This is a genomic window from Flavobacterium seoulense, from assembly GCF_000695795.1.
Taxonomy (GTDB): domain Bacteria; phylum Bacteroidota; class Bacteroidia; order Flavobacteriales; family Flavobacteriaceae; genus Flavobacterium; species Flavobacterium seoulense.
In genome coordinates this window covers 28,410-50,687 of the sequence record NZ_JNCA01000003.1, presented here as the reverse complement: position 1 = coordinate 50,687, position 22,278 = coordinate 28,410, and the positions used below count along the sequence as shown (strand labels likewise).

The following is a 22,278-nucleotide window of genomic DNA, read 5'->3' as shown; positions in this document are numbered from 1 at the left end:
CATGCAATCATTAATAGGAACTGGTGTTGCTCTAGTGACTCCTTTCAAAGAAGATTTTTCAATTGACACTGAAGCATTAAAAAGAATTGTAAATTTTTCTGTGGATGGTGGAGTGGAATATCTGGTTATTTTAGGGACAACTGCAGAAAATGCAACGCTTACCAGTGACGAAAAAGAAGTAGTTATTCAAACGGTTATTGAGGCTAATAATGGTCGCTTGCCATTAGTGTTAGGTGTAGGTGGTAATAACACTTTGAAAGTGGTAGAGGAGTTGAAATCAAGAGATATGTCTCCTTATGCTGCCATTCTTTCCGTTTCTCCTTATTATAATAAACCATCACAAGAAGGAATTTATCAGCATTTTAAAGCAATTGCCGAGGCTTCTCCAGTGCCAGTAATTGTGTATAATGTTCCAGGCAGAACATCTAGTAATATGTTGCCTAAAACAGTGTTGCGTTTAGCTAATGATTTCGAAAATATTGTTGCAATTAAAGAAGCAGCAGGCGATATTGTTCAGGCAATGCAATTATTGAAAGACAAACCAAAAGATTTTCATGTGATTTCTGGTGATGATATGACGGCGCTAGCAACAGTATTAGCTGGAGGTTCTGGAGTGATTTCTGTTATTGCTCAGGGGTTTCCAAAAGAATTTTCAGAAATGATTCGTTTAGGATTGAACCGTAAAGTTGATGAAGCTTTCAAATCACAATATTTATTGTCAGATTGTATCGATATGATTTTCGAACAAGGAAATCCAGCGGGAATTAAACATGTATTTCAGGTTTTAGGAATTGCAGATAATACGGTACGTTTACCATTAGTAAGTGTTGATGAAGATTTGCAAAACAGAATCCACGAATTTGTACAAAAAATAGATAAATAGAGGCTTTTTGCAAGTATTTTTTTAAGCTAAGAAATATTTTGTAGTCGCTAAATTAATAACTAAATTTGCCACCGAAACTTCGGTATGATTTTTTATAGGCTGCTGTTAGTCTGTATTTAGAAAAATAAACAAAAAATGAAAAAAATTGTATCCTTATTGCTTCTAGTTGTTCTTTTTAGTTCATGTAATGAATATCAAAAAGCATTGAAAAGTGAAGATGTTTCGGTAAAATTTGCTATGGCAGATACTTTGTATGCACAGGCTAAATATTCTAAGGCACTTCGTCTTTTTGAACAAATAGCTCCGGAATTCAGAGGAAAACCACAGGCAGAAAAATTGTTTTACATGTATGCACAGTCATATTATAAAACAAAACAATATTATTTAGCAGCGTATCAATTTGAAAGTTTTGTATCTGGATATCCAAGAAGTGTGAAAATTCAGGAAGCTTCATTTTTAGGAGCTAAAAGTTATGCTATTTTGTCGCCAACATACAGTTTGGATCAGGCAGATACTTATAAAGCAATTGAAAAATTGCAGGCTTTTATTGATAGATTTCCAAATTCTGATTATTTAGCGGAAGCAAATAGTTTAACGAAGTCATTATCTGAAAAAATTGAATTAAAAGTATTCGAAAATGCTAAAAGTTACAATACAATCTCTGATTTCAAATCAGCGATAGTAGCTTTTGATAATTTTATAATTGATTATCCGGGAACTAAATTCAAGGAAGATGCCTTGTTTTATAAATTTGATTCAGCTTATAAATTAGGGATTAACAGTGTTCCTGATAAAATGCAGGATCGTTTGAATGTAGCTAAAACTTCGTATCAAAATTTGATTAAATTCAAATCAGATACAAAATATAAAGAAAAAGTAGACGAGATGTATGCTCGTGTTGAACAAGAATTACAAAAATATACTAAATAAAAAAGTCATGGATTTAAAAAAGACGAATGCTCCAGTAAATACAATAACGTATAATAAAACGCTTATTGAACAACCTACTGGAAATGTGTATGAAGCAATTACCATTATGGCTAAAAGAGCAAACCAAATCAATTCTGAAATCAAAAAAGAATTGACTGAAAAATTAGAAGAGTTTGCTACATATAATGATAGTCTTGAAGAAGTTTTCGAAAACAAAGAACAAATCGAGGTTTCTAAATTCTATGAAAAATTACCAAAACCACATGCATTAGCAGTTCAGGAATGGTTAGACGGTAAAATCTATCACAGAGAATCAAACAAATAAGATACTATGTCAGTTTTAAGCGGGAAAAAGATTTTGCTAGGTGTTTCTGGCGGAATTGCCGCCTATAAAACAGCGTCTTTAGTACGACTTTTTATAAAAGCAGGTGCACATGTCCAAGTGATAATGACACCTGCTTCTAAGGATTTTGTAACCCCACTTACATTATCTACCTTATCTAAAAATCCGGTTTATTCAACATTCTTCAATCAGGACGAAGAAGATGAAAAATGGAATAATCACGTAGAATTAGGTCTTTGGGCTGATTTAATGATTGTTGCGCCGGCAACTGCAAATACCTTGTCTAAAATGGCAAATGGTAGTTGCGATAATTTGCTTATTGCAACTTATTTATCAGCAAAATGCCCTGTTTATTTTGCACCTGCAATGGATTTAGATATGTACAAGCATCCTTCTACAATTGCTAGTTTTACTTCTTTAGAACAATTTGGAAATATTATTATTCCTGCCGAAAGCGGAGAATTAGCCAGCGGTTTGTCTGGTGAAGGAAGAATGGCTGAACCTGAAAATATTATTGCTTTTCTGGAAGCCGATTTAGAAAGTAAATTACCTTTAAAAGGCAAAAAAATCTTAATTACAGCTGGTCCAACTTATGAAGCTATCGATCCGGTGCGTTTTGTGGGGAATCATTCTTCAGGGAAAATGGGGTTTGATATCGCTCATAGCGCGGCTAATTTAGGAGCTTCGGTAATTTTGGTTTCAGGACCTACGCATTGCGTTGCTAATCATTCTTTAATACAACTTGTCAAAGTTATTTCGGCACAGGAAATGTATGATGTCTGTCATCAATATTATGCTGATATGGATGTTGTAGTTGCAGCAGCTGCCGTTGCCGATTATAAACCTAAAAATGTTGCTGAACAAAAAATAAAAAAATCAGATGATCAGTTTGTTATCGAATTAGAAAAAACAAAAGATATTCTGTTTTCGTTAGGAGCAGCAAAAAAACAACAATTTTTAATTGGTTTTGCTTTAGAAACTGAGAACGAAATTGAAAATGCTAAGGCTAAAATTCAGAAAAAAAACTTAGATTTGATTGTTTTAAATTCTTTACAGGATGAAGGTGCCGGTTTTCAAAAAACAACCAACAAAGTTACTTTTATCAATAAAGATTTTACAATCGAGCCGATGGAATTAAAATCTAAGGAAGCGGTTGCCGATGATATTTTAAATAAAGTAATAGCACATTTTTATGAATAAAATAGTTGTTTTCTTTTTGTTTTTAAGCTTTGGTTTTGTTCAGGCGCAGCAACTGAATTGTACCGTTACGGTAAATGCTCAAAAAATGGGTAATCCTAATCAGCAGATTTATAAAACATTAGAAACCTCTTTGAATGAATTTGTAAACAGAACCGACTGGACGGAACAAACTTACAAGCAACAGGAAAAAATTAACTGTTCGATGTATATTACTTTGATGTCACATAGTTCAGATCAATTTACAGCTACCATACAAGTGCAATCATCGCGTCCTGTTTTTAATTCATCTTACGAAACACCTGTTTTGAATATTAACGACAAGGATTTTAGTTTTACCTATACAGAGTTTGAAAATTTAGTTTTTAATGTCAATTCGTTTCAGTCTAATTTAATTTCTGTTATTTCCTTTTACACTTACATGATTATTGGAATGGATAAAGATACATTCGAATTCAAATCAGGTGATGCTAATTTTCAAATTGCGCAAATGATTGGAACAGTAGCGCAACAAAGTAACAATAAAGGCTGGAGCCAGCTTGACGGAAACCAGAATCGCTTTTTTTTAATTAACGATATGTTGTCGCCAACGTATACTGAAATTAGAAAAACAGTTTTTGATTATCATCAGGGTTTGGATTTAATGACTGAAAATTCAAAAGCAGCAAAAGAAAAAATAAAAACGTCTTTAATTTCTTTAAACAAATTATACAATTCAAAACCAAATGCGTATTTAACACGCGTGTTTTTTGATGCAAAATCAGATGAAGTTACATCTATATTCTCTGGAGGACCAAGTATAACAATCACAGATTTAGTAGAAAATCTAAATAAAATTTCGCCTATCAATTCAGGAAAATGGGCAATGTTGAAATATTAGTTATCTTTGATTTCTAAAATTGACTTCTCACAAACTACATAAATAATACGATTAATGATTACGGCACTATCTATAAAAAACTATGCTTTAATAGAAAAACTGACAATTGATTTTTCTAAAGGATTTTCGATTATTACAGGAGAAACCGGTGCGGGAAAATCAATTATTTTAGGAGCTTTAGGACTGGTTTTAGGAAAACGTGCCGATTTAACTTCGCTTAAAAATAAAGAAGAAAAATGTATTATCGAAGCCCAGTTTGATATTTCCAAATACAATTTAAAGGCTTTTTTTGAAGCCAATGATTTAGATTATGAAGAAGATACTATCATTAGAAGAGAAATTCTTCCGTCGGGAAAATCACGTGCTTTTATTAATGATAGTCCGGTAAATTTGCAGGAATTACAGGATTTAGGAGAGTTTTTGATTGATATTCATTCGCAGCAGCAAACCAGAGAACTTACAGATGAAAATGTACAGTTTGATATTATTGATGCGATTGCTGTAAATTCCGAAATTATTCTTAATTATCAGTCACTTCTTAAAAGTTATAAATCAGATAAAGCACAGTTAAATTCGCTTATAAAAAAACAAAGCGAATCTAATAAAGAACAGGAATACCATACTTTTTTATTGAACGAACTACTCACTGCACAATTAAAACAAGGAGAGCAGGAGGAGTTAGAAAGTGTTTTTGAGCAATTGAATAATGTTGAAATTATCAAAGAAGCTATTGATAAATCTTTGGCTATTGCCAATGAAGAGCAATTTGGTGTTTTAAATAATTTAAAAGAAATTAAAACTGCCATACAAAAAATTGCTCCTTTTGCTACAGAATACAATGAGTTGCTGGAACGAATTAATAGTTTAGCTATTGAATTTGATGATATTTCAGCAGAAATGAATCGTCATGCCGAAAAAATAACGCATGACCCAGAACAGTTAGAGCAAATTAGTCAAAAGTTACAGCTGATTTATAATTTGCAAAAAAAGCATCAGGTTAGCACTGTGGATGATTTGCTGGCAATTCAGGCTAAACTTGAAAACGAGGTTGTCGAATTAGGAAATATTGAAGAAGAAATTGCTATTTTGAATGTGAGAATTCAGGAAAAAGTAGCAGAATTAGATGTTTTAGCAACTACAATTCATGATAACAGAATTCAGTCAATTCCTGTTTTGTCTGAAAAAATGATAGCTATATTAGCGACTTTGGGAATGCCAAATACGCGTTTTAATATCGAAGTTACTCAAGGCGAAAGTTATTTTGCTAATGGAAAAGATGAATTACAGTTTTTGTTTTCGGCTAATAAAGGAACTGATTTTGGATTGCTTAAAAAAGTAGCTTCAGGAGGAGAAATGTCCCGAATTATGCTGGCTGTAAAAGCTATTTTGGCACAATATTCAAAATTACCAACTTTGATTTTTGATGAGATTGATACAGGAGTTTCGGGAGAAATTGCTATCAAAATGGGAGAAATTATGAAGGAAATGAGTAAGACCATGCAAATATTTGCTATTACACATTTACCACAAATTGCTGCTAAAGGAGATGCTCATTTTAAAGTATTTAAATCAACAGTTGCTGATGATACGCAATCAGAATTAAAGTTGTTATCTGATGAAGAACGTGTTGTAGAAATAGCCCAAATGTTATCAGGAACTATTGTTTCTGATTCGGCTCTAAATCATGCAAAAGCCTTGTTGAACTAAAAAAATCAGCTATATTTGCCATCCAAAATAATGGCTTTTTCTTGATAAAGTTGTTGTTAATAATAAAAAATAAAGTAAGAAATATAAAAGATATATTATGATCATTGAACCTAGAATGAGAGGATTTATTTGCTTGACAGCACACCCGGCTGGATGTGAGCAAAGTGTTAAAAATCAAATTGAGTATGTTAAATCAAAAGGAGCTATTGATGGTGCTAAAAAAGTATTGGTAATCGGTGCTTCTACAGGTTTTGGTTTGGCTTCAAGAATTTCAAGTGCTTTTGGTTCTGATGCAGCAACAATTGGAGTATTTTTTGAAAAACCACCATTGGCTGGAAAAACAGCTTCACCGGGTTGGTACAATTCTGCAGCTTTTGAAAAAGAAGCGCATAAAGCAGGTTTGTATGCAAAAAGTATCAATGGAGATGCTTTTTCGAATGAAGTAAAAAGAGAAACTCTGGATTTAATTAAAGCCGATTTAGGTCAGGTTGATTTAGTAATCTATAGTTTGGCTTCTCCTGTTCGTACAAATCCTAATACAGGTGTTACACACCGTTCTGTTTTAAAACCTATCGGAAATACTTTTACAAATAAAACTGTGGATTTCCACACAGGAAAAGTTTCTGAAGTTTCTATTGAGCCATGTTCTGGTGACGATATCGAAAATACAATTGCTGTAATGGGTGGTGAAGACTGGGCTATGTGGATTGATGCTTTAAAAGCTGAGAATTTATTGGCTCCGGGAGCAAATACAGTTGCTTATTCTTATATAGGGCCATCAGTTACTGAAGCGGTTTATAGAAAAGGAACTATTGGTCGTGCAAAAGATCATTTGGAAGCTACTGCTTTCGAAATTTCAGACAGTTTAGCTGATATTAACGGAAAAGCTTATGTTTCAGTAAATAAGGCTTTAGTTACTCAGGCAAGTTCTGCAATTCCGGTAATTCCATTGTATATTTCTTTATTGTACAAAATAATGAAAGCTGAAGGAATTCACGAAGGTTGTATTGAGCAAATCCAACGTTTATACCAACAAAGATTGTTTACAGGAGGAGAAGTTCCTGTGGATGAAAAAGGAAGAATCCGTATTGATGACTGGGAAATGCGTGATGATGTTCAGGCTCAGGTTGCTCAATTATGGGAGCAGGCTACTACTGAAAATTTAGCTGAAATAGGAGATTTAGAAGGATACAGAAAAGATTTCTACAATTTATTCGGTTTTGATTTAGCAGGAGTTGATTATAATGCTGAAGCTGACGAAATGGTTCAGGTAGAAAGTATCTCTTAATTTTATTTCGAAAAAAAAAGAATAATTTTATTGTAATGCGTCTTAATTTAAATGTATAAAAGCATTTAAAATTAAGGCGCATTATTGTTTAAAGGTTATCTTTGTTAAAATATTACATTTATATTGTATAATTAATACCGCTTTTAAGAATATGTATTTTTCTTTGATTATTCCCGTTTATAATCGTCCGGACGAAGTTGATGAACTTTTAGAGAGTTTATCAAAATTAGATTATAAAGAAGATTTTGAAATTGTAATTGTAGAAGATGGTTCTGCAATTAAATGCGAAGATGTTGTCAATCAGTATAAAAACAGATTATCAATTTCTTATTATTACAAAGAAAATTCAGGTCCTGGTGATTCCCGAAATTATGGAATGAAAGTGGCAAAAGGTGACTATTTTATCATTTTTGATTCTGATTGTATTATTCCAACTCAATATTTATCGGAAGTAGATAAGGCTTTAAAGGAGAATTATGTAGACTGTTTTGGTGGTCCTGATAAAGCTTTAGATAGTTTTTCGAATATTCAAAAAGCAATCAATTTTGCTATGACTTCTTTCTTAACTACTGGCGGAATTAGAGGTGGTTCGGAAAAAATAGATAAATTCCAGCCCAGAAGCTTTAATATGGGAATTTCCCGAAAAGCTTTTGAAGCTTCAAAAGGATTTGGGAATATTCATCCGGGGGAAGATCCTGATTTGTCCATTCGATTATGGAATTTAGGTTTTGAAACCAGACTTTTTTCTAAAGCCTATGTGTATCATAAAAGAAGAATTGACTGGGATAAATTTTCAATTCAGGTAAATAAATTTGGTAAAGCACGACCTATTTTGAATAGCTGGTATCCTAAATACAATAAGCTAACCTTCTTTTTTCCAACGTTTTTTGTTATTGGGTTAGCGCTTTCAGTTGCTCTGTTGATTTTTACGTATGATTTTTTAGCTAAATTGTACTGTGTTTACTTTTTTGTGATTTTTGTGGTTTCCAGTTACCAAAATAAAAGTATAAAAATAGGTTATCTTTCGGTAACAGCGGTTTGGAAACAGTTTTTAGGTTATGGTTTGGGCTTTTTAGAATCGTATATTAAAGTGATTATTTTGAAACAAAAGCCGCAGGAAGCTTTTCCGTACTTATTTTTTAAAGTGTAAATATGGCTAAAATTATAGGATTGACTGGCGGAATAGGAAGCGGTAAAACTACCATTGCTAATTATTTAGCCTCATTAAAAATTCCTGTTTATATTGCTGATGATGCGGGTAAAAAAGTCATGCAAAAACCTGAAATTATCGATGCTATTCGGGAGAAATTTGGAGATGGTATTATTGAAGAAAATCAATTAAACAGAGCCAAATTAGCCGAAATAGTTTTTAAAGATCCTGAGCAGCTTAAAATTCTTAATAGCATTGTGCACCCGGCGGTCAAAGAAGATTTTAAGGATTGGTTAAATAAACATCGTGATGCTGATTATGTTGTTTATGAATCGGCAATTTTATTTGAAAGTGGTAATTATAAAAACTTTGATGTAATTATGACTGTAACCGCGCCTTTAGAAACTAGAATTGCCAGGGTTTTACAAAGGGACAATACTAGCAGGGAACAAGTGTTAAACAGAATCAATTCACAATGGACAGATGAACAGCGTGTTGCAAAAAGTGATTTTGTTATTGAAAATATCGAAATTGGTTTGGCTAAGCAAAAAATCGACGAAATTCTTAAAATTTTATCGATAAATCAATAAGGATAGTAGGTGTTAATGTTTGGTTAATACATTATCAACTATAATGTTAAAATGTTAATTTTGTTTTGATGAATAAATTGTTTTTTAGATTTCTTGTTTTATTGATGAGTTTATCCTTAATAGGGATTATACTCGTTCAGGTGTATTGGTTCAATACTTCATTTAATAATAATGATGAACAATTTAAATATCATGTTACTCAGGTAATTGATAATGTTGCTGAAAAATTAGAAAAACAAGAAGAGTACAGTTTTTATGAAAAAATAAATCAGATAAAAGACAGTACGGGGAAACTTCCTCAAAAAGAAGATTTGTTAGAAATTTTATTTGTTCAAAGAAATACAAAAACAAATAAAACCATAATTTATAAAAATAGTATTAGCTCTGAAAAATACGATTTTAACGGATCGTTATTGGATAAAAAATTTAATTCAGATGGATTTAGAAGCTTTAGTTCTAAAAGACAAACTGAAGTATATAATAATAACAATGCTATAGATAATTCAACATTAAACAAGAGTTTAATACCAGATCAATCTTTTAAGAAGGAAGGAACTCTTGATGCTTTGAATAAATTTCAATTGCAAATTTCATACAAGGATTATGCATCGACATTATCTATAGAAGAAAGGATTTCGAAAGAAAAATTGCGAAGCCTTTTGAAGAAAGAATTAGAAGAGCATGGTGTTAAAACAAAATTTGAGTTTGCAATTCAAAATAATGGAACTGATACAAAAGTAAAATCAGATAATTATAATTTCGATAAGGAATCAACATATTCGGTCCCAATTCTTGCTGATAATGAAGGAAATGAAAAATATAGATTGTCAGTTGATTTTCCGAACAAGAAGAGATTTCTTTTCTCAGAATTAATAAGTATTACAATCTTATCGATAGTATTTACGTTGATTATTGTAATTGCTTACACAAGTGCATTAAGTCAGTTAATTCGTCAGCGTCAAATTTCGGAGATTAAGACTGATTTTATTAATAATATGACGCATGAGTTTAAAACGCCTATTGCAACAATAAATTTAGCGTTGGACGCCATAAAAAACCCTAAGATTATCGAAGATAAAGAAAAGGTTTTCAGGTATTTGCAGATGATTCGTGACGAAAACAAGCGAATGCATGCTCAGGTAGAAAATGTATTGCGAATTTCTAAACTAGAGAAAAAAGAATTAGACATAGAAAAAGGTTCAAGCAACGTTGAAGAAGTGATTTATGATGCTATCGAACATGTGAATTTAATTTTGCAGGATAGAGGAGGAGAAATCAACAATCATTTTGATGCAGCAAGAACTACTGTTTTAATCAACGAAGTGCATTTTACAAATGTTATTGTAAACATTTTAGAAAATGCAATTAAATATTCGCCAGAAGCGCCTAAGATTGATATTTATACTGAGAACATTAAAGATATGATTCTTATAAAAGTAAAAGATCAGGGATTAGGAATGAGTAAAGTGGCTCAAAAAAGAGTTTTTGAGAAATTTTATCGAGAGCACACCGGAGACTTACATAATGTAAAAGGACATGGTTTGGGTCTGGCTTATGTAAAGCGAATTGTTGAAGATCATAACGGTCAAGTTTATGTTGAAAGCGAAAAAGGAAAAGGAAGTACCTTCATTATAAAATTACCTCTAATAAATTAGTATATGGAAAATATAAATAAAAAAATTCTCTTAGTAGAAGACGACTTAAATTTTGGAGCTGTTCTTAAAGATTATTTAATGCTAAACGACTTTGATGTTACCTTAGCAAAAAATGGAATGGAAGGGTTTGAGAAATTTAAAAAAGATTCTTACGATTTATGTATTTTGGACGTTATGATGCCATATAAAGATGGTTATACATTAGCAAAAGAAATAAGAGAAAAAAATGCCGAAGTGCCAATTATCTTTCTTACTGCAAAGTCAATGAAGGAAGATGTATTAAAAGGATATAAGGCCGGAGCTGATGATTATTTGAATAAACCTTTTGATTCAGAAGTTTTACTAATGAAAATCAAAGCTATTATTCAAAGAAAAGCTTCTGATGTAAAAGCAGAGCAGGTTCCTTTCGAATTCACAATTGGTAAATTTCATTTGAATTCTAAATTACGTTTCTTAAGTTTTGCAGGTGAAGAACCGGTAAAATTATCTCCAAAAGAGAATGAATTGCTAAAAATGTTAATTCTTCATGAAAACGATTTAATGCCAAGAGAATTGGCTTTAACTAAAATTTGGAGAGATGATAACTATTTTACCTCAAGAAGTATGGACGTATACATCGCTAAATTGAGAAAATATTTAAAATTAGACGAAGATGTCGAAATTTTAAACATTCACGGAGAAGGTTTCCGTTTAGTGATTAAAAAATAATTAAGTACAAAAAAAGCTTCGATGAAAATCGAAGCTTTTTTTGTATAATATCATTCTTGAATTTAGAATGTCATTTTAATATAGTTTAGGATATTTCGTTGGACTTGCTTCAGAAAGTATAGCATATACTTTTTCGTAAACATCCTCTATTGATGGTTTTGAAAAATAATCACCATCTGTTCCATAAGAAGGGCGGTGTTCCTTAGCAGATAAGGTTTGCGGTTTGCTGTCTAAATATTTAAAAGCATCCTGTTTTTCAATAATTTGCTGTAAAATATAAGCAGAAGCTCCTCCAGGAACGTCTTCATCAATTACTAATAAACGATTTGTTTTCTGAACACTTTTTACAATATCATGATTTACATCTAATGGGAGTAATGATTGAATATCAATAATTTCGCAATCAATACCTGTTTCGGCTAATTCTTTTGCAGCCTGTTCTACTAATCGTAATGTAGAACCATAAGAAACTAAAGTGATATCAGTCCCTGTTCTAATAGTTTCTACAACACCAATAGGAGTTTTGAATTCTCCTAAATTTAATGGTGCTTTTTCTTTTAATCGGTATCCATTTAAGCATTCAATTACTAATGCAGGTTCGTCACAATCTAATAATGTATTGTAAAAACCGGCAGCTTTAGTCATGTTTCTTGGTACTAAAACATGAATTCCTCTTATAGCATTAATAATCATTCCCATTGGAGATCCCGAATGCCAGATACCTTCTAAACGGTGTCCGCGGGTTCTAATGATTAATGGTGCTTTTTGTTTCCCTACTGTTCTGTATTGTAAAGAAGCTAAATCGTCACTCATAATTTGGATCGCATAAAGCAAATAATCCAAATATTGAATTTCGGCAATAGGGCGTAATCCTCTTAAAGCAAGACCAATTCCCTGACCAATAATTGTGGCTTCACGAATACCTACATCGGCAACACGGGTTTCTCCGTATTTTTCCTGCATTCCTTCTAAACCTTGGTTTACATCACCAATGTTTCCGGAATCTTCCCCAAAAATTAATACATCAGGATGTTTAGTAAATAAGGCGTCAAAATTATCTCTGATAATCATTCGTCCATCAGTATCGTTTTTTACATCTTCAGCATAAGTAGGTAAAACTTCCTTAACTGAAAAAACATTATTCTTCGATTCTGAATAAAGATTATCACTAAAACGAGCTTGATTTATTTGGGTATATTTTTGTATCCAAAGTGATAATTCTTCAGCTCCATTTTCATTCACAACTAATCGTAGTGATTTTCGGGCAGTAACAAGAATTTCTTTTTTTAGAGGATCTTTAATCGCTTTTAAAGCATTCGAAAGTTTTAAAATGTGATCTTTATTTTTAGAAGAAGGACCAATTTTTTCTAATATCGAAATAAGGTCATTTTTTTCAGTAACAATAGGAGCTATAAAAGAATTCCATGCTGTTTTTTTAGCTTCTAAAACTTCTTTTTTGATATTAGCTTCAAGTTCATTCAGCTCTTCTGCAGAAGCGATATTTATGGCGATCATCCACAAACGCATTTGTCTTAAACAGTCAAATTCTCTTTCCCAGTTAAGACGTTCGGTACTTTTATATCTTTCGTGAGAACCAGAACTGGAATGACCTTGCGGCTGTGTTAATTCGGTAACATGAACTAAAACAGGAACATGTTCTTCTCTTGTAATTGCAGCTGCTTTTTCGTAAGTAGTAATTAAATCAGAATAATCCCAACCTTTTACAGTCATGATTTCGATTCCGTCATTGTTTTTATCACGTTGAAAACCAGATAATATTTCAGAAATATTTTCTTTAGTAGTTTGATGTCTGGCGTGAACTGAAATTCCGTATTCATCATCCCAGATACTAATTAACATTGGAACTTGTAATACACCTGCAGCATTGATTGTTTCAAAAAATAATCCTTCTGACGTACTGGCATTTCCAATTGTTCCCCAAGCAATTTCGTTTCCTTGATTTGAAAACTTTTTTTGGTTAGGGATATTGTTAATTTCACGATATACTTTAGAAGCCTGAGCTAAACCTAGAAGACGAGGCATTTGAGCTGCTGTAGGTGAAATATCAGAACTGGAATTTTTTTGCTTTGTCAGGTCTTTCCAGCTTCCATCATCATTTAAACTATGAGTAACAAAGTGACCTCCCATTTGTCTTCCAGCTGACATGGGTTCCTGTTTAATATCTGTATTTCCGTATAATCCGGCAAAAAAATTGGCAACAGTTAATTCGCCAATAGCCATCATAAAGGTTTGATCACGGTAATAACCTGAGCGAAAATCTCCATTTCTGAAAAATTTTGCCATAGCAATTTGAGGAACTTCTTTACCATCTCCAAAAATTCCAAATTTAGCTTTACCAGATAATACTTCTCTGCGTCCTAAAAGGCTACATTCCCGGCTTGTTACGGCTATCTTATAATCATTCAATACTTCAGTCTTGAAATCTTCAAATGTCAATGTAGTATTGTTTTGTTCCTTTATCATAATTGAAAGATTATAATTCAAGGTGCAAATTTACTTAAAAACTGCTTATTATCATAATTGATTATAATAAAAACGAGACATAAATTAATGTTTTTATTTAAAAAAACCATTCTTTTTTTGAATAAAAATAATTTCTTTAACAAATAACTGTTTATTTTTTAACCAAAAGAAGTAAGTTCTTTATTTAGAACCATTTTCGATTAAATAAATTCACTAGTATTTTAGGTGAAAATGTGATAATAAATCTAATTTTTTCATTGTATCTATTCTGGCTTATTTCCCATCCATTAGAGGAATAAACCGGGAAATAGAGTTCGAAATAATCAGTAACTAAATTGAATCGAATGCCACTATCGAAAACAAAATGAGCATCCTGATTTCTGTTCTTTAAAAAACCTGCATCGCCGTAAACTTCAATCCAGTTCCAAAGCGTAAATCCTCCATTAGCAGTGCTAATCCATTGATTTGCAAAAGGCGTATTCAGCTTTGATTTAAATCCGCCTTCGGCAATAATTAACTGCTGGCTGAAAAAACCGCTGTCTTCTGATCGTCCATAATAGCCATAATCAAACAAATAATCAGTAGGTCGATCCAGGGCAAAACTAAAAAAATCAGAAGAGGTTTTATTATACAAAAAGCTTCCTGTGTAGAATCTAAAATTAATCTGACGGTTATTTTCAAAGAGTTTTCTATATTCAATCTGAGCAGCAATTTTTCCAAATTTTCCGGCAAATTGCACATCGGTCATCAAATTGAAATGTTGGGTAACCTCGGTTTTTGTGTTGAAATATTTAGCACTAAAAACAGAATAATTTTCAGTCGAATTATCAGTAATAAAGTTACTCTTTTCGCGATCAACAAATAATTGACGTAGGTAAATAAGTTGTTTTCTGTTGTCTCTAAAATCGTTTTCTCTAATGCGTATTTGAATATTTGGATTCAATCTTGTGTAAGCTGCATCAGGAGCATAATGAAAATAAGAACCTGAAAAACTATATTTTACATTAAATAAGCGGCTATTTCGATAATTATCATTGATAGTAAATGAACCGGAACCTGATAAACTGCCTGTATTTGTAGAGTAAGCCGGATTGATATCAAAAATAAAAGGTTTATCTAAAATTGTTTTATTATGAAGGCGTATTCCTGTAATAAAACCATCGTACAAATTGTATTCTAATGTAGGAAGATATAAAAGCTGGTTGTAATAAGGATCTTCAAGATCCTTCATGAAGGCAAATTTAATAGGGCGGTTGTTCGGAAAAAAAGATTTTAAGGACTTCCAGTTGTTTCTCAAATTGTATTCGGGAACTTCATTTTTATAATTAAGAACAATTTTACTGGCATTATTTCTTTCGAAATTAAAAATACTGTCATTAGCAGGTTTAATCCATTTTTTAAATACAATTTCTCCATTGTTTATGCCGTAAACCGGAATTGGAACGTGAATTCCAGTTCTGCTTTTTACCGAAAACTGAATACTGTCTTTGGTTTTACTTACATTAGAAAATCGATAATCAATGATATCTCTGGAATTGATTATTGTTTTAAAAAACCAGTCAATATCTTTTGTGGTTTGTTGTTTTAGGTTGTTTTCAAAATCTAAAGCGCTAATTTGTCTGCCTTGATTTTGAGTATAAAATTCGTTGATACTTTTAGTAACTTCCTGATTTTCGAGATAACTGTTTAAAAAGCGCAAACTCAATCCGGCTCTGTATTTGCTCGCGATTTGTTCGTTGAATTTTATTAAAGTATTTTTTGGTGCTGCTAACGGCTGATCGAGATTTTTTCGGGCCATTAACATATAAAAATAACTGTATTGTTCGTTGAAATCTAAATTAGTCAGATGGAAACTTTTTAGTAATTTATAGGAAGAAGCATTACCTAACATTTTAGTGTCAGGATGATTTTCTTCCATATATTTCATCATGATATACACCTGAATTCCGTTGTGAACCCAGCTTTCGTTTCTATTATTTATAAAAAGACTGTTGTTAAGAAAAACACTCAGATAGGTTTTTAAAAATTTTATTTCATAAGTGAATTCATCTGAGAAAGGTCTTATTATCGAAGGCAATTGGTTTAATCCGTAAAATGGATTTTTTTCATAATCCGTTTGAGATATTACAATTTTTTTAAACGGATAATCTCCAATTAATTTTTTTGTAAAACGAACCACACGATCTATCGCTTTTGCCTGATCTTCGGGAGTTACTTTTTCACCATTTAAATTAGTTACGACTTCAAAACTGTCACTTTTAAAGCTAACGAAATTAGATTTTGGCTCTATATAAAGATTAAAATTAACTCTATTCTTTCCTGTTAATTTATATAAAGTAAAGTCTTCGTTAATTTCTTGTGTTGCATCTAAATCTGTAGTTAACGAAAATCCATTTGCTACTTTTATTTGAATGTCAAAATCACAAATTGCATTCGCAATATCATCTAGATTTTCGTTGCTTTGTTTTACAAATGCGTGATTTTCATAACGGGCAGGAGTAAGGAACCAGTCCTCCAGGTTTATATTTCCTAAATCATCATAACCCACTTTAGTAAATTTATTACTAGGGATCTTTACGGTATAATTTAACTTAAGATTGATTTTTTCAGCTGGAGCTAATTTCTTAGCCAATGTTACTATAACAAGATCCGGATTTTCATCAGTTCTTTTCCAGAAAATAAGAGAATGTTCATTGTTGTAAATACTTGCAATAGAAGTTTTTCCTCTGTCTTCTTCTTTAGCCAAATGAAATCCGCGATAAAATTCATCTGAAAAACGGAGTGCTAACGGTGTTTTAACACTCGAATAAGCATGGTTCCAGTCGTTTAAAACAATTTCCGAAATCGTATCTGTCGTTGTGTTGAAAAACTCAATTTCCTGTTTGATATTCAACACATGTGTTTTTGTGTCAATTTCAACCAAAAGTTGATTGCGATGCTGTGCCATACTACTACATAGCGAAGCTAAAAAAGCAACTAATGATAATATAATTTTTGTAGTAGTAGTCAATGTGATTTAGGTTTTTAAAAGGTAAAACAAGATACATTTTTTTGTCTTACATCGTACGGATATTGACATAAAAAAAAGCTGTAAAAACAGCTTTTCTAAAAATTGGGTTTTAAAGTATACTTTTTGTAGAAAGTATCTAAAACTTCTACAACTTCGTCTTCGTTATCAACAATCTTAATTAATTTTAAATCGTCTGGACTCACAGTTTGTTCTTGTTCTACAAGAACAGTTTTGACCCATTCCATTAACCCTGTCCAATAACTGCTTCCTACAAGTATGATAGGGAAACGGGCAATTTTTTTAGTTTGAATTAACGTGATAGCTTCAAACATTTCGTCTAAAGTTCCAAAACCTCCGGGCATTACCACAAAACCTTGTGAGTATTTGACAAACATTACTTTTCGAACAAAAAAGTAATCAAAATTCAGGTTTTTATCATGGTCGATATAAGGATTAAAATGTTGCTCGAAAGGCAATTCGATGTTCAAACCTACCGAAGTTCCTCCACCTAAATGTGCTCCTTTATTACCGGCTTCCATAATTCCGGGTCCGCCACCAGTAATAACACCATAACCCGCTTTACTGATTTTAAAAGCAATTTTTTCGGCAAGTTGGTAGTATTTGTCTTCAGGTTTTGTACGCGCTGATCCAAAAATAGAAACACAAGGACCAATACGTCCCATGTTTTCATAACCATTCACAAATTCCGACATGATTTTGAAAATTGCCCAACTGTCATTGGTCCTAATTTCATTCCATGTTTTTTGTTTTAAGCTATCTTGAATTATTTTTTCTTCGTCATTGTCAAAATCTTTAAATCTCATATTCTTCGGCGTTTTGTTATTACTTTTTTTAGGAACTTTAAAGTAGCTTTTTTACTAAAATAAGATTTTTTACTTACAAAATGCTTAAAATGAGTTTATATTTTTCATAAAATAATAATAAAATGGCTAGTAAAAAAGAATGTCAAATTTACTAACCATCACGATTTATTTTCTGATTGAGTTTACTTTTTGTAAATATCTAAAAGCCAGTTATAAAAACTGTCTTTCCACATACCAACAGAATGTCCTTCGTCATACGCTAATCCAAAACCATGATCTCCTTTAGAATAAACATGTAATTCTGATTTGTCAACTTCAGCTACAATAGCAGATAAAAACGGAAGCGCTCGTTTTAAAGTCCATTTTTTATCATCTCTGGCAATAGCCATAAAAAACGGAGGTAAAGTTGATTTGTCTTTTATGCTTTCAAGTAATTTTAATTTATCGCCCGCATAAATTAAACCTACAAAAGCTGGTTTCCAGGGCATTTTTTCGCTAACAGATGTAAAAGTCAGCCATTCTGATATAAATCCACCTGCTGAAAAACCAAGTACGCCTATTTTGTCTTTGTCAAATTTTAATTTATCGGCTAATCCTATCATTGTGATTACACTTGCATTTACATCCTTTTTAAGTTCTTCAAAATAGACTTTTTCCATCGGGATGATAAACTTACCATTTGCATCTTTTTTATTGGTTCTATATTTCACAACCATACAAGTAATTCCTTGTTGCGAAAGCCATAAAGCTAAATCAGTCCCTTCTTTATCGACCCAATTAGTGGTGAAACCACCTCCGGGAAAAATAATCGTTGCAATGTGTTTATTGTTTGCTTCTGCAGCCGGAAAAAGCATATAAGTTGGTTCCGAAATATTGCTAAAGACACGATTTTTTTGAGATAAAGAACCTTGTTTTACAACTGAATCCCCATAAGTTTCTTTTTGCTCGTGAACAATCGGATTATCTTTAATTCCGTTAGGAAATAATGGAGTTTCTTTAGGTAATTGTGCTAAAAGAATGTTTGTTTGTAGCAGAAATAATAAGAATAGAATAGTTTTGTTCATGGTTAGAATGGTTTTGGTTAATTGAAATTGGTTGTTTGCTTTGAAATAGAGTGTTTTTACAATAACTCAATCCAAATGTATTAAAAAAAGAGATTAGAAATAACTACTTTTATTTCAGAGGAATAAGTTTTCTGTTTTAGAAAAACAAAGAATTGATTTTATCGTTTTCGAAAGGAAATTCTATAAAATAATCTAATTGCCATTGCTGTGTTTTTTGGGCTTGCTTATTGGTAGTCTGATCCCAGCAAGGATAAACTCGTAAGGCGCGTTTACCTTCTTTTGAATCGGTTGAAAAGATACCTCTTTCGATAAGTATGGCTTTTGGGAATACAAAATAACCTAACTGATTTTCAGTTTTAGTTTGTATAATGACTAATTCAAAATCATCATTTATTTCGAAAGGAGCAATAGAACCATTAGGGATTCTTTTCCATAAAGTCACAAACTGACCAGTTTTAGTAGGAGTGATTTTAGCGGTTCTAAAAAGAACTTTTCTGTTATTTAGAACTAGTTGACATGCATTATAAATTATGCTTTCTTTTTCTAAAGAAACACTTTTGATTTCTATTCCTAATTTATTAAAAATAATTGAATTAGTTTCTAATAAAAAGTTAGGAATAGAAATCATAAAATGGTTTGTTATTGCGTTAATTCTTTCTTCAGGAACTTAGCTGTATAGCTTTTTTTATTGTTCATAATTTCCTCGGGAGTACCTTTTGCAACGACAGTTCCGCCGCCTTTTCCTCCTTCGGGACCAATGTCAATGATGTAATCAGCTAGTTTAATTACATCAAGATTGTGTTCGATAATTAAAATGGTATTTCCTTTATCAACTAATTTATTGATAACCCCCATTAATACACGAATATCTTCAAAATGCAATCCTGTTGTAGGTTCGTCAAGGATATAGAAAGTATTTCCGGTATCTTTTTTAGATAATTCTCCGGCTAATTTTATACGTTGTGCTTCGCCACCAGAAAGCGTTGTACTTTGTTGTCCCAGTGTGATATAACCCAAACCAACATCCTGAATGGTTTTTACTTTACGGTAAATTTTAGGAATATTTTCGAAAAAAGGAACGGCTTCATCCACCGTCATATCCAAAACATCTGAAATAGATTTTCCTTTATAGCGAATTTCCAGAGTTTCTCTGTTGAAACGTTTTCCCTGACAACTTTCGCATTCGACGTAAACATCAGGTAAAAAGTTCATTTCTATGGTACGAACTCCAGAACCCTGACAGGTTTCACAGCGTCCGCCTTTTACGTTAAAACTAAAACGTCCTGCTTTATAACCACGAATCATACTCTCCGAAGTCATTGTAAACAGGTTTCTGATTTCCGAAAAAACATCGGTATAAGTTGCTGGATTAGAACGTGGTGTTCTTCCAATTGGGCTTTGGTCAATATCAATAACTTTATCAATATGTTCTAAACCTTCAATTTTTTTGTAAGGCTGTGGTTTTTTGACACCGTTAAAATAATGAGCATTCAAAATAGGGTAGAGTGTCTCATTAATCAAAGTCGATTTTCCACTTCCTGAAACTCCTGTAACGCAAATCATTTTTCCCAAAGGAAATTCGACAGAAACATTTTTTAAATTATTTCCTGTAGCCCCGGTTAGTTTAAGTGTTTTTCCATTTCCTTCACGACGTTTTTTAGGAATATCAAACTTCATTTTACCATTGAGGTAATTTGCTGTAATGGTATTGGATTTCAGTGTTTCGGATGGAGTTCCAATGCTGATAATTTCGCCGCCATATTTCCCTGCTTTTGGTCCAATATCAATCACATAATCGGCAGTTTCAATCATGTCTTTGTCGTGTTCAACTACAATAACCGAATTTCCTATATCACGTAACTGTTCGAGAGAACGAATCAATTTTTCATTGTCTCTTTGGTGTAAACCAATACTTGGTTCGTCCAGAATATAAAGTACGCCCACTAATTGCGAACCAATTTGCGTTGCTAATCGGATACGTTGTGCTTCACCACCTGAAAGTGATTTTGAACTTCGGCTTAAAGCCAAATAATCTAAACCTACATTCATCAAAAAGTCTAATCGGTCCTTAATTTCTTTGATTACTTCAGAGGCGATACGTTTTTGTTTATCAGATAAATGTGAATTTAAGTCATGAAACCATTTCGTTAAATCAGAAATGTCCATGGCGCACAATTCGGCAATATTTTTTTCGTCTATTTTAAAGAAGAGAGCTTCTTTTTTTAAGCGTGAACCTTCGCAAACCGGACATTTTATTTCGTCCATGAAATCTTTAGCCCAACGTTTAATAGTTGTTGAACCGCTTTCATCGTGTTGGTTTTTGATGAAATTGGCAATTCCTTCAAAATCTATTTTGTAATCGCGGGCAACACCTAAATCTTTAGAATTGATAGTGAATTTTTCTTTTCCGCCATTCAAAATCATTTCCATTGCTTCTTCTGAAATGGTTTCTATCGAATCAGTAATTTTAAAATCAAACTTTTGCCCAATTATTTCCAATTGTTTAAAAATCCAGGAAGATTTGTATTCACCTAAAGGTAAAAATCCGCCAGCTTTTATGGATAATTTTGGATTAGGAATAATCTTTTTAACATTGATTTCATTGACAGTCCCAAGTCCGTTACAATGTTCGCAGGCTCCTTTTGGAGAATTGAAAGAAAACAAATTAGGTTCCGGATTTTGATAGGATATTCCGGTACTTGGACACATTAAATTTCGACTGAAATATCGCACTTCATTCGAATCCTGATCAAGAATCATCAATACATTTTCACCGTGATGCATCGCAGTATTGATACTTTCGCTCAGTCGTTTCTCGTTATCTGGAGATGCATCGACTACAATTCGATCTATGACAATTTCGATATCATGGGTTTTATAACGATCCAATTTCATTCCCGGAGTAATATCTAGAATATCGCCATTAACGCGGACTTTCAGGAAGCCTTGTTTAGTAATTTGCTGGAATAATTCGCCATAATGTCCTTTACGGGCGCGAATAACCGGAGCCAGAATGTTGATACGTTTGTTAGTGAAATCCTGAATAATCAAATCTTTGATTTGCTCATCCGAATAGGAAACCATTTTTTCGCCCGTATTATAACTATACGCATCAGCTCCACGTGCGTAAAGCAAACGCAGGAAATCATAAATTTCAGTAATGGTTCCCACGGTTGATCGTGGACTTTTAGAAGTTGTTTTTTGTTCGATGGCAATTACCGGAGACAATCCGTCAATTTTATCTACATCAGGACGTTCTAATCCGCCAAGGAACTGTCTTGCATAAGCCGAAAAAGTTTCGACATAACGTCGCTGACCTTCGGCATAAATAGTATCAAATGCCAAAGATGATTTCCCTGAACCCGAAAGACCTGTAATAACTACCAGTTTCTCTCTTGGAATAGAAATGTCTATATTTTTTAGATTATGAACTCGAGCGCCTAAAACTTCAATGGTATTGTCTTTTTCTAACATATTTTTTTTGCAAATTCCGAATACTCGCAAAGTTACTATTTGTTTCGCAGAGATTCGCAAAGTTAACACAGAGTATCTCAGAGAATTTATG

Annotated in this window: 17 protein-coding genes; 11 read left to right on the top strand and 6 right to left on the bottom strand. The window is 32.4% G+C overall.

All coding sequences use genetic code 11. The annotated features are described in order from the left end of the window. Position 1: 1 nt before the first annotated feature. The 11 genes from dapA to FEM21_RS02085 all read left to right on the top strand — a co-directional run bounded on the left by dapA (position 2) and on the right by FEM21_RS02085 (position 11,331). Positions 2-883, top strand: a complete 882-nt coding sequence (gene dapA / locus FEM21_RS02135) for a 4-hydroxy-tetrahydrodipicolinate synthase (RefSeq protein WP_035657236.1) — start codon at positions 2-4, stop codon at positions 881-883. A 135-nt stretch (positions 884-1,018) separates the two neighbouring features. Continuing rightward, positions 1,019-1,813: an outer membrane protein assembly factor BamD gene (locus tag FEM21_RS02130; protein ID WP_035657233.1), complete on the top strand. Its 795-nt coding sequence runs from the start codon at positions 1,019-1,021 to the stop codon at positions 1,811-1,813. 7 nt (positions 1,814-1,820) lie between these two features. Then, positions 1,821-2,138: a DNA-directed RNA polymerase subunit omega gene (locus FEM21_RS02125; protein WP_035657230.1), complete on the top strand. Its 318-nt coding sequence runs from the start codon at positions 1,821-1,823 to the stop codon at positions 2,136-2,138. Positions 2,139-2,144: 6 nt separating this feature from the next. Next, on the top strand, positions 2,145-3,356 hold the full coding sequence (gene coaBC / locus FEM21_RS02120; RefSeq protein WP_035657227.1) for a bifunctional phosphopantothenoylcysteine decarboxylase/phosphopantothenate--cysteine ligase CoaBC: 1,212 nt from the start codon (positions 2,145-2,147) through the stop codon (positions 3,354-3,356). Then, entirely contained in the window at positions 3,349-4,233 is an 885-nt protein-coding gene (porD, locus tag FEM21_RS02115; protein WP_035657225.1) for a type IX secretion system protein PorD, read from the top strand. The genes coaBC and porD overlap by 8 nt, the downstream gene beginning before the upstream one ends. Before the next feature lie 54 nt (positions 4,234-4,287). Further along, positions 4,288-5,940 carry a DNA repair protein RecN gene (recN, locus tag FEM21_RS02110; protein WP_035657223.1) on the top strand — a complete coding sequence of 551 codons (1,653 nt, stop codon included), beginning with the start codon at positions 4,288-4,290 and terminating at the stop codon, positions 5,938-5,940. Positions 5,941-6,037: 97 nt separating this feature from the next. Further along, on the top strand, positions 6,038-7,228 hold the full coding sequence (gene fabV / locus FEM21_RS02105; protein ID WP_035657220.1) for an enoyl-ACP reductase FabV: 1,191 nt from the start codon (positions 6,038-6,040) through the stop codon (positions 7,226-7,228). A 151-nt stretch (positions 7,229-7,379) separates the two neighbouring features. Continuing rightward, on the top strand, positions 7,380-8,378 hold the full coding sequence (locus FEM21_RS02100) for a glycosyltransferase (RefSeq protein WP_035657219.1): 999 nt from the start codon (positions 7,380-7,382) through the stop codon (positions 8,376-8,378). Between the two features lie 2 nt (positions 8,379-8,380). Continuing rightward, the gene (gene coaE, locus FEM21_RS02095) at positions 8,381-8,968 is read left to right on the top strand and encodes a dephospho-CoA kinase (protein WP_035657217.1); all 588 of its coding nucleotides are present in this window, start codon (positions 8,381-8,383) and stop codon (positions 8,966-8,968) included. 68 nt (positions 8,969-9,036) lie between these two features. Beyond that, positions 9,037-10,623: a sensor histidine kinase gene (locus FEM21_RS02090; protein WP_035657216.1), complete on the top strand. Its 1,587-nt coding sequence runs from the start codon at positions 9,037-9,039 to the stop codon at positions 10,621-10,623. Between the two features lie 3 nt (positions 10,624-10,626). Next, entirely contained in the window at positions 10,627-11,331 is a 705-nt protein-coding gene (locus FEM21_RS02085; RefSeq protein WP_035657213.1) for a response regulator transcription factor, read from the top strand. Positions 11,332-11,406: 75 nt separating this feature from the next. Here the strand turns inward: FEM21_RS02085 and FEM21_RS02080 are convergent, their stop codons facing one another. The 6 genes from FEM21_RS02080 to uvrA form a co-directional block, all read right to left on the bottom strand. Continuing rightward, the gene (locus tag FEM21_RS02080) at positions 11,407-13,815 is read right to left on the bottom strand and encodes an alpha-ketoacid dehydrogenase subunit alpha/beta (protein WP_035657211.1); all 2,409 of its coding nucleotides are present in this window, start codon (positions 13,813-13,815) and stop codon (positions 11,407-11,409) included. 184 nt (positions 13,816-13,999) lie between these two features. Further along, positions 14,000-16,762, bottom strand: a complete 2,763-nt coding sequence (locus FEM21_RS02075) for an aminopeptidase N (protein WP_035657209.1) — start codon at positions 16,760-16,762, stop codon at positions 14,000-14,002. A 158-nt stretch (positions 16,763-16,920) separates the two neighbouring features. Beyond that, positions 16,921-17,649 carry an LOG family protein gene (locus FEM21_RS02070; RefSeq protein WP_035657206.1) on the bottom strand — a complete coding sequence of 243 codons (729 nt, stop codon included), beginning with the start codon at positions 17,647-17,649 and terminating at the stop codon, positions 16,921-16,923. Between the two features lie 182 nt (positions 17,650-17,831). Then, on the bottom strand, positions 17,832-18,713 hold the full coding sequence (locus FEM21_RS02065) for an alpha/beta hydrolase (RefSeq protein ID WP_035657204.1): 882 nt from the start codon (positions 18,711-18,713) through the stop codon (positions 17,832-17,834). 136 nt (positions 18,714-18,849) lie between these two features. Continuing rightward, positions 18,850-19,341, bottom strand: coding sequence for a MepB family protein (locus FEM21_RS02060; RefSeq protein ID WP_035657203.1), 492 nt, complete (start codon positions 19,339-19,341; stop codon positions 18,850-18,852). Positions 19,342-19,352: 11 nt separating this feature from the next. Then, positions 19,353-22,187, bottom strand: coding sequence for an excinuclease ABC subunit UvrA (gene uvrA, locus FEM21_RS02055; RefSeq protein ID WP_035657200.1), 2,835 nt, complete (start codon positions 22,185-22,187; stop codon positions 19,353-19,355). Positions 22,188-22,278: the final 91 nt, after the last annotated feature.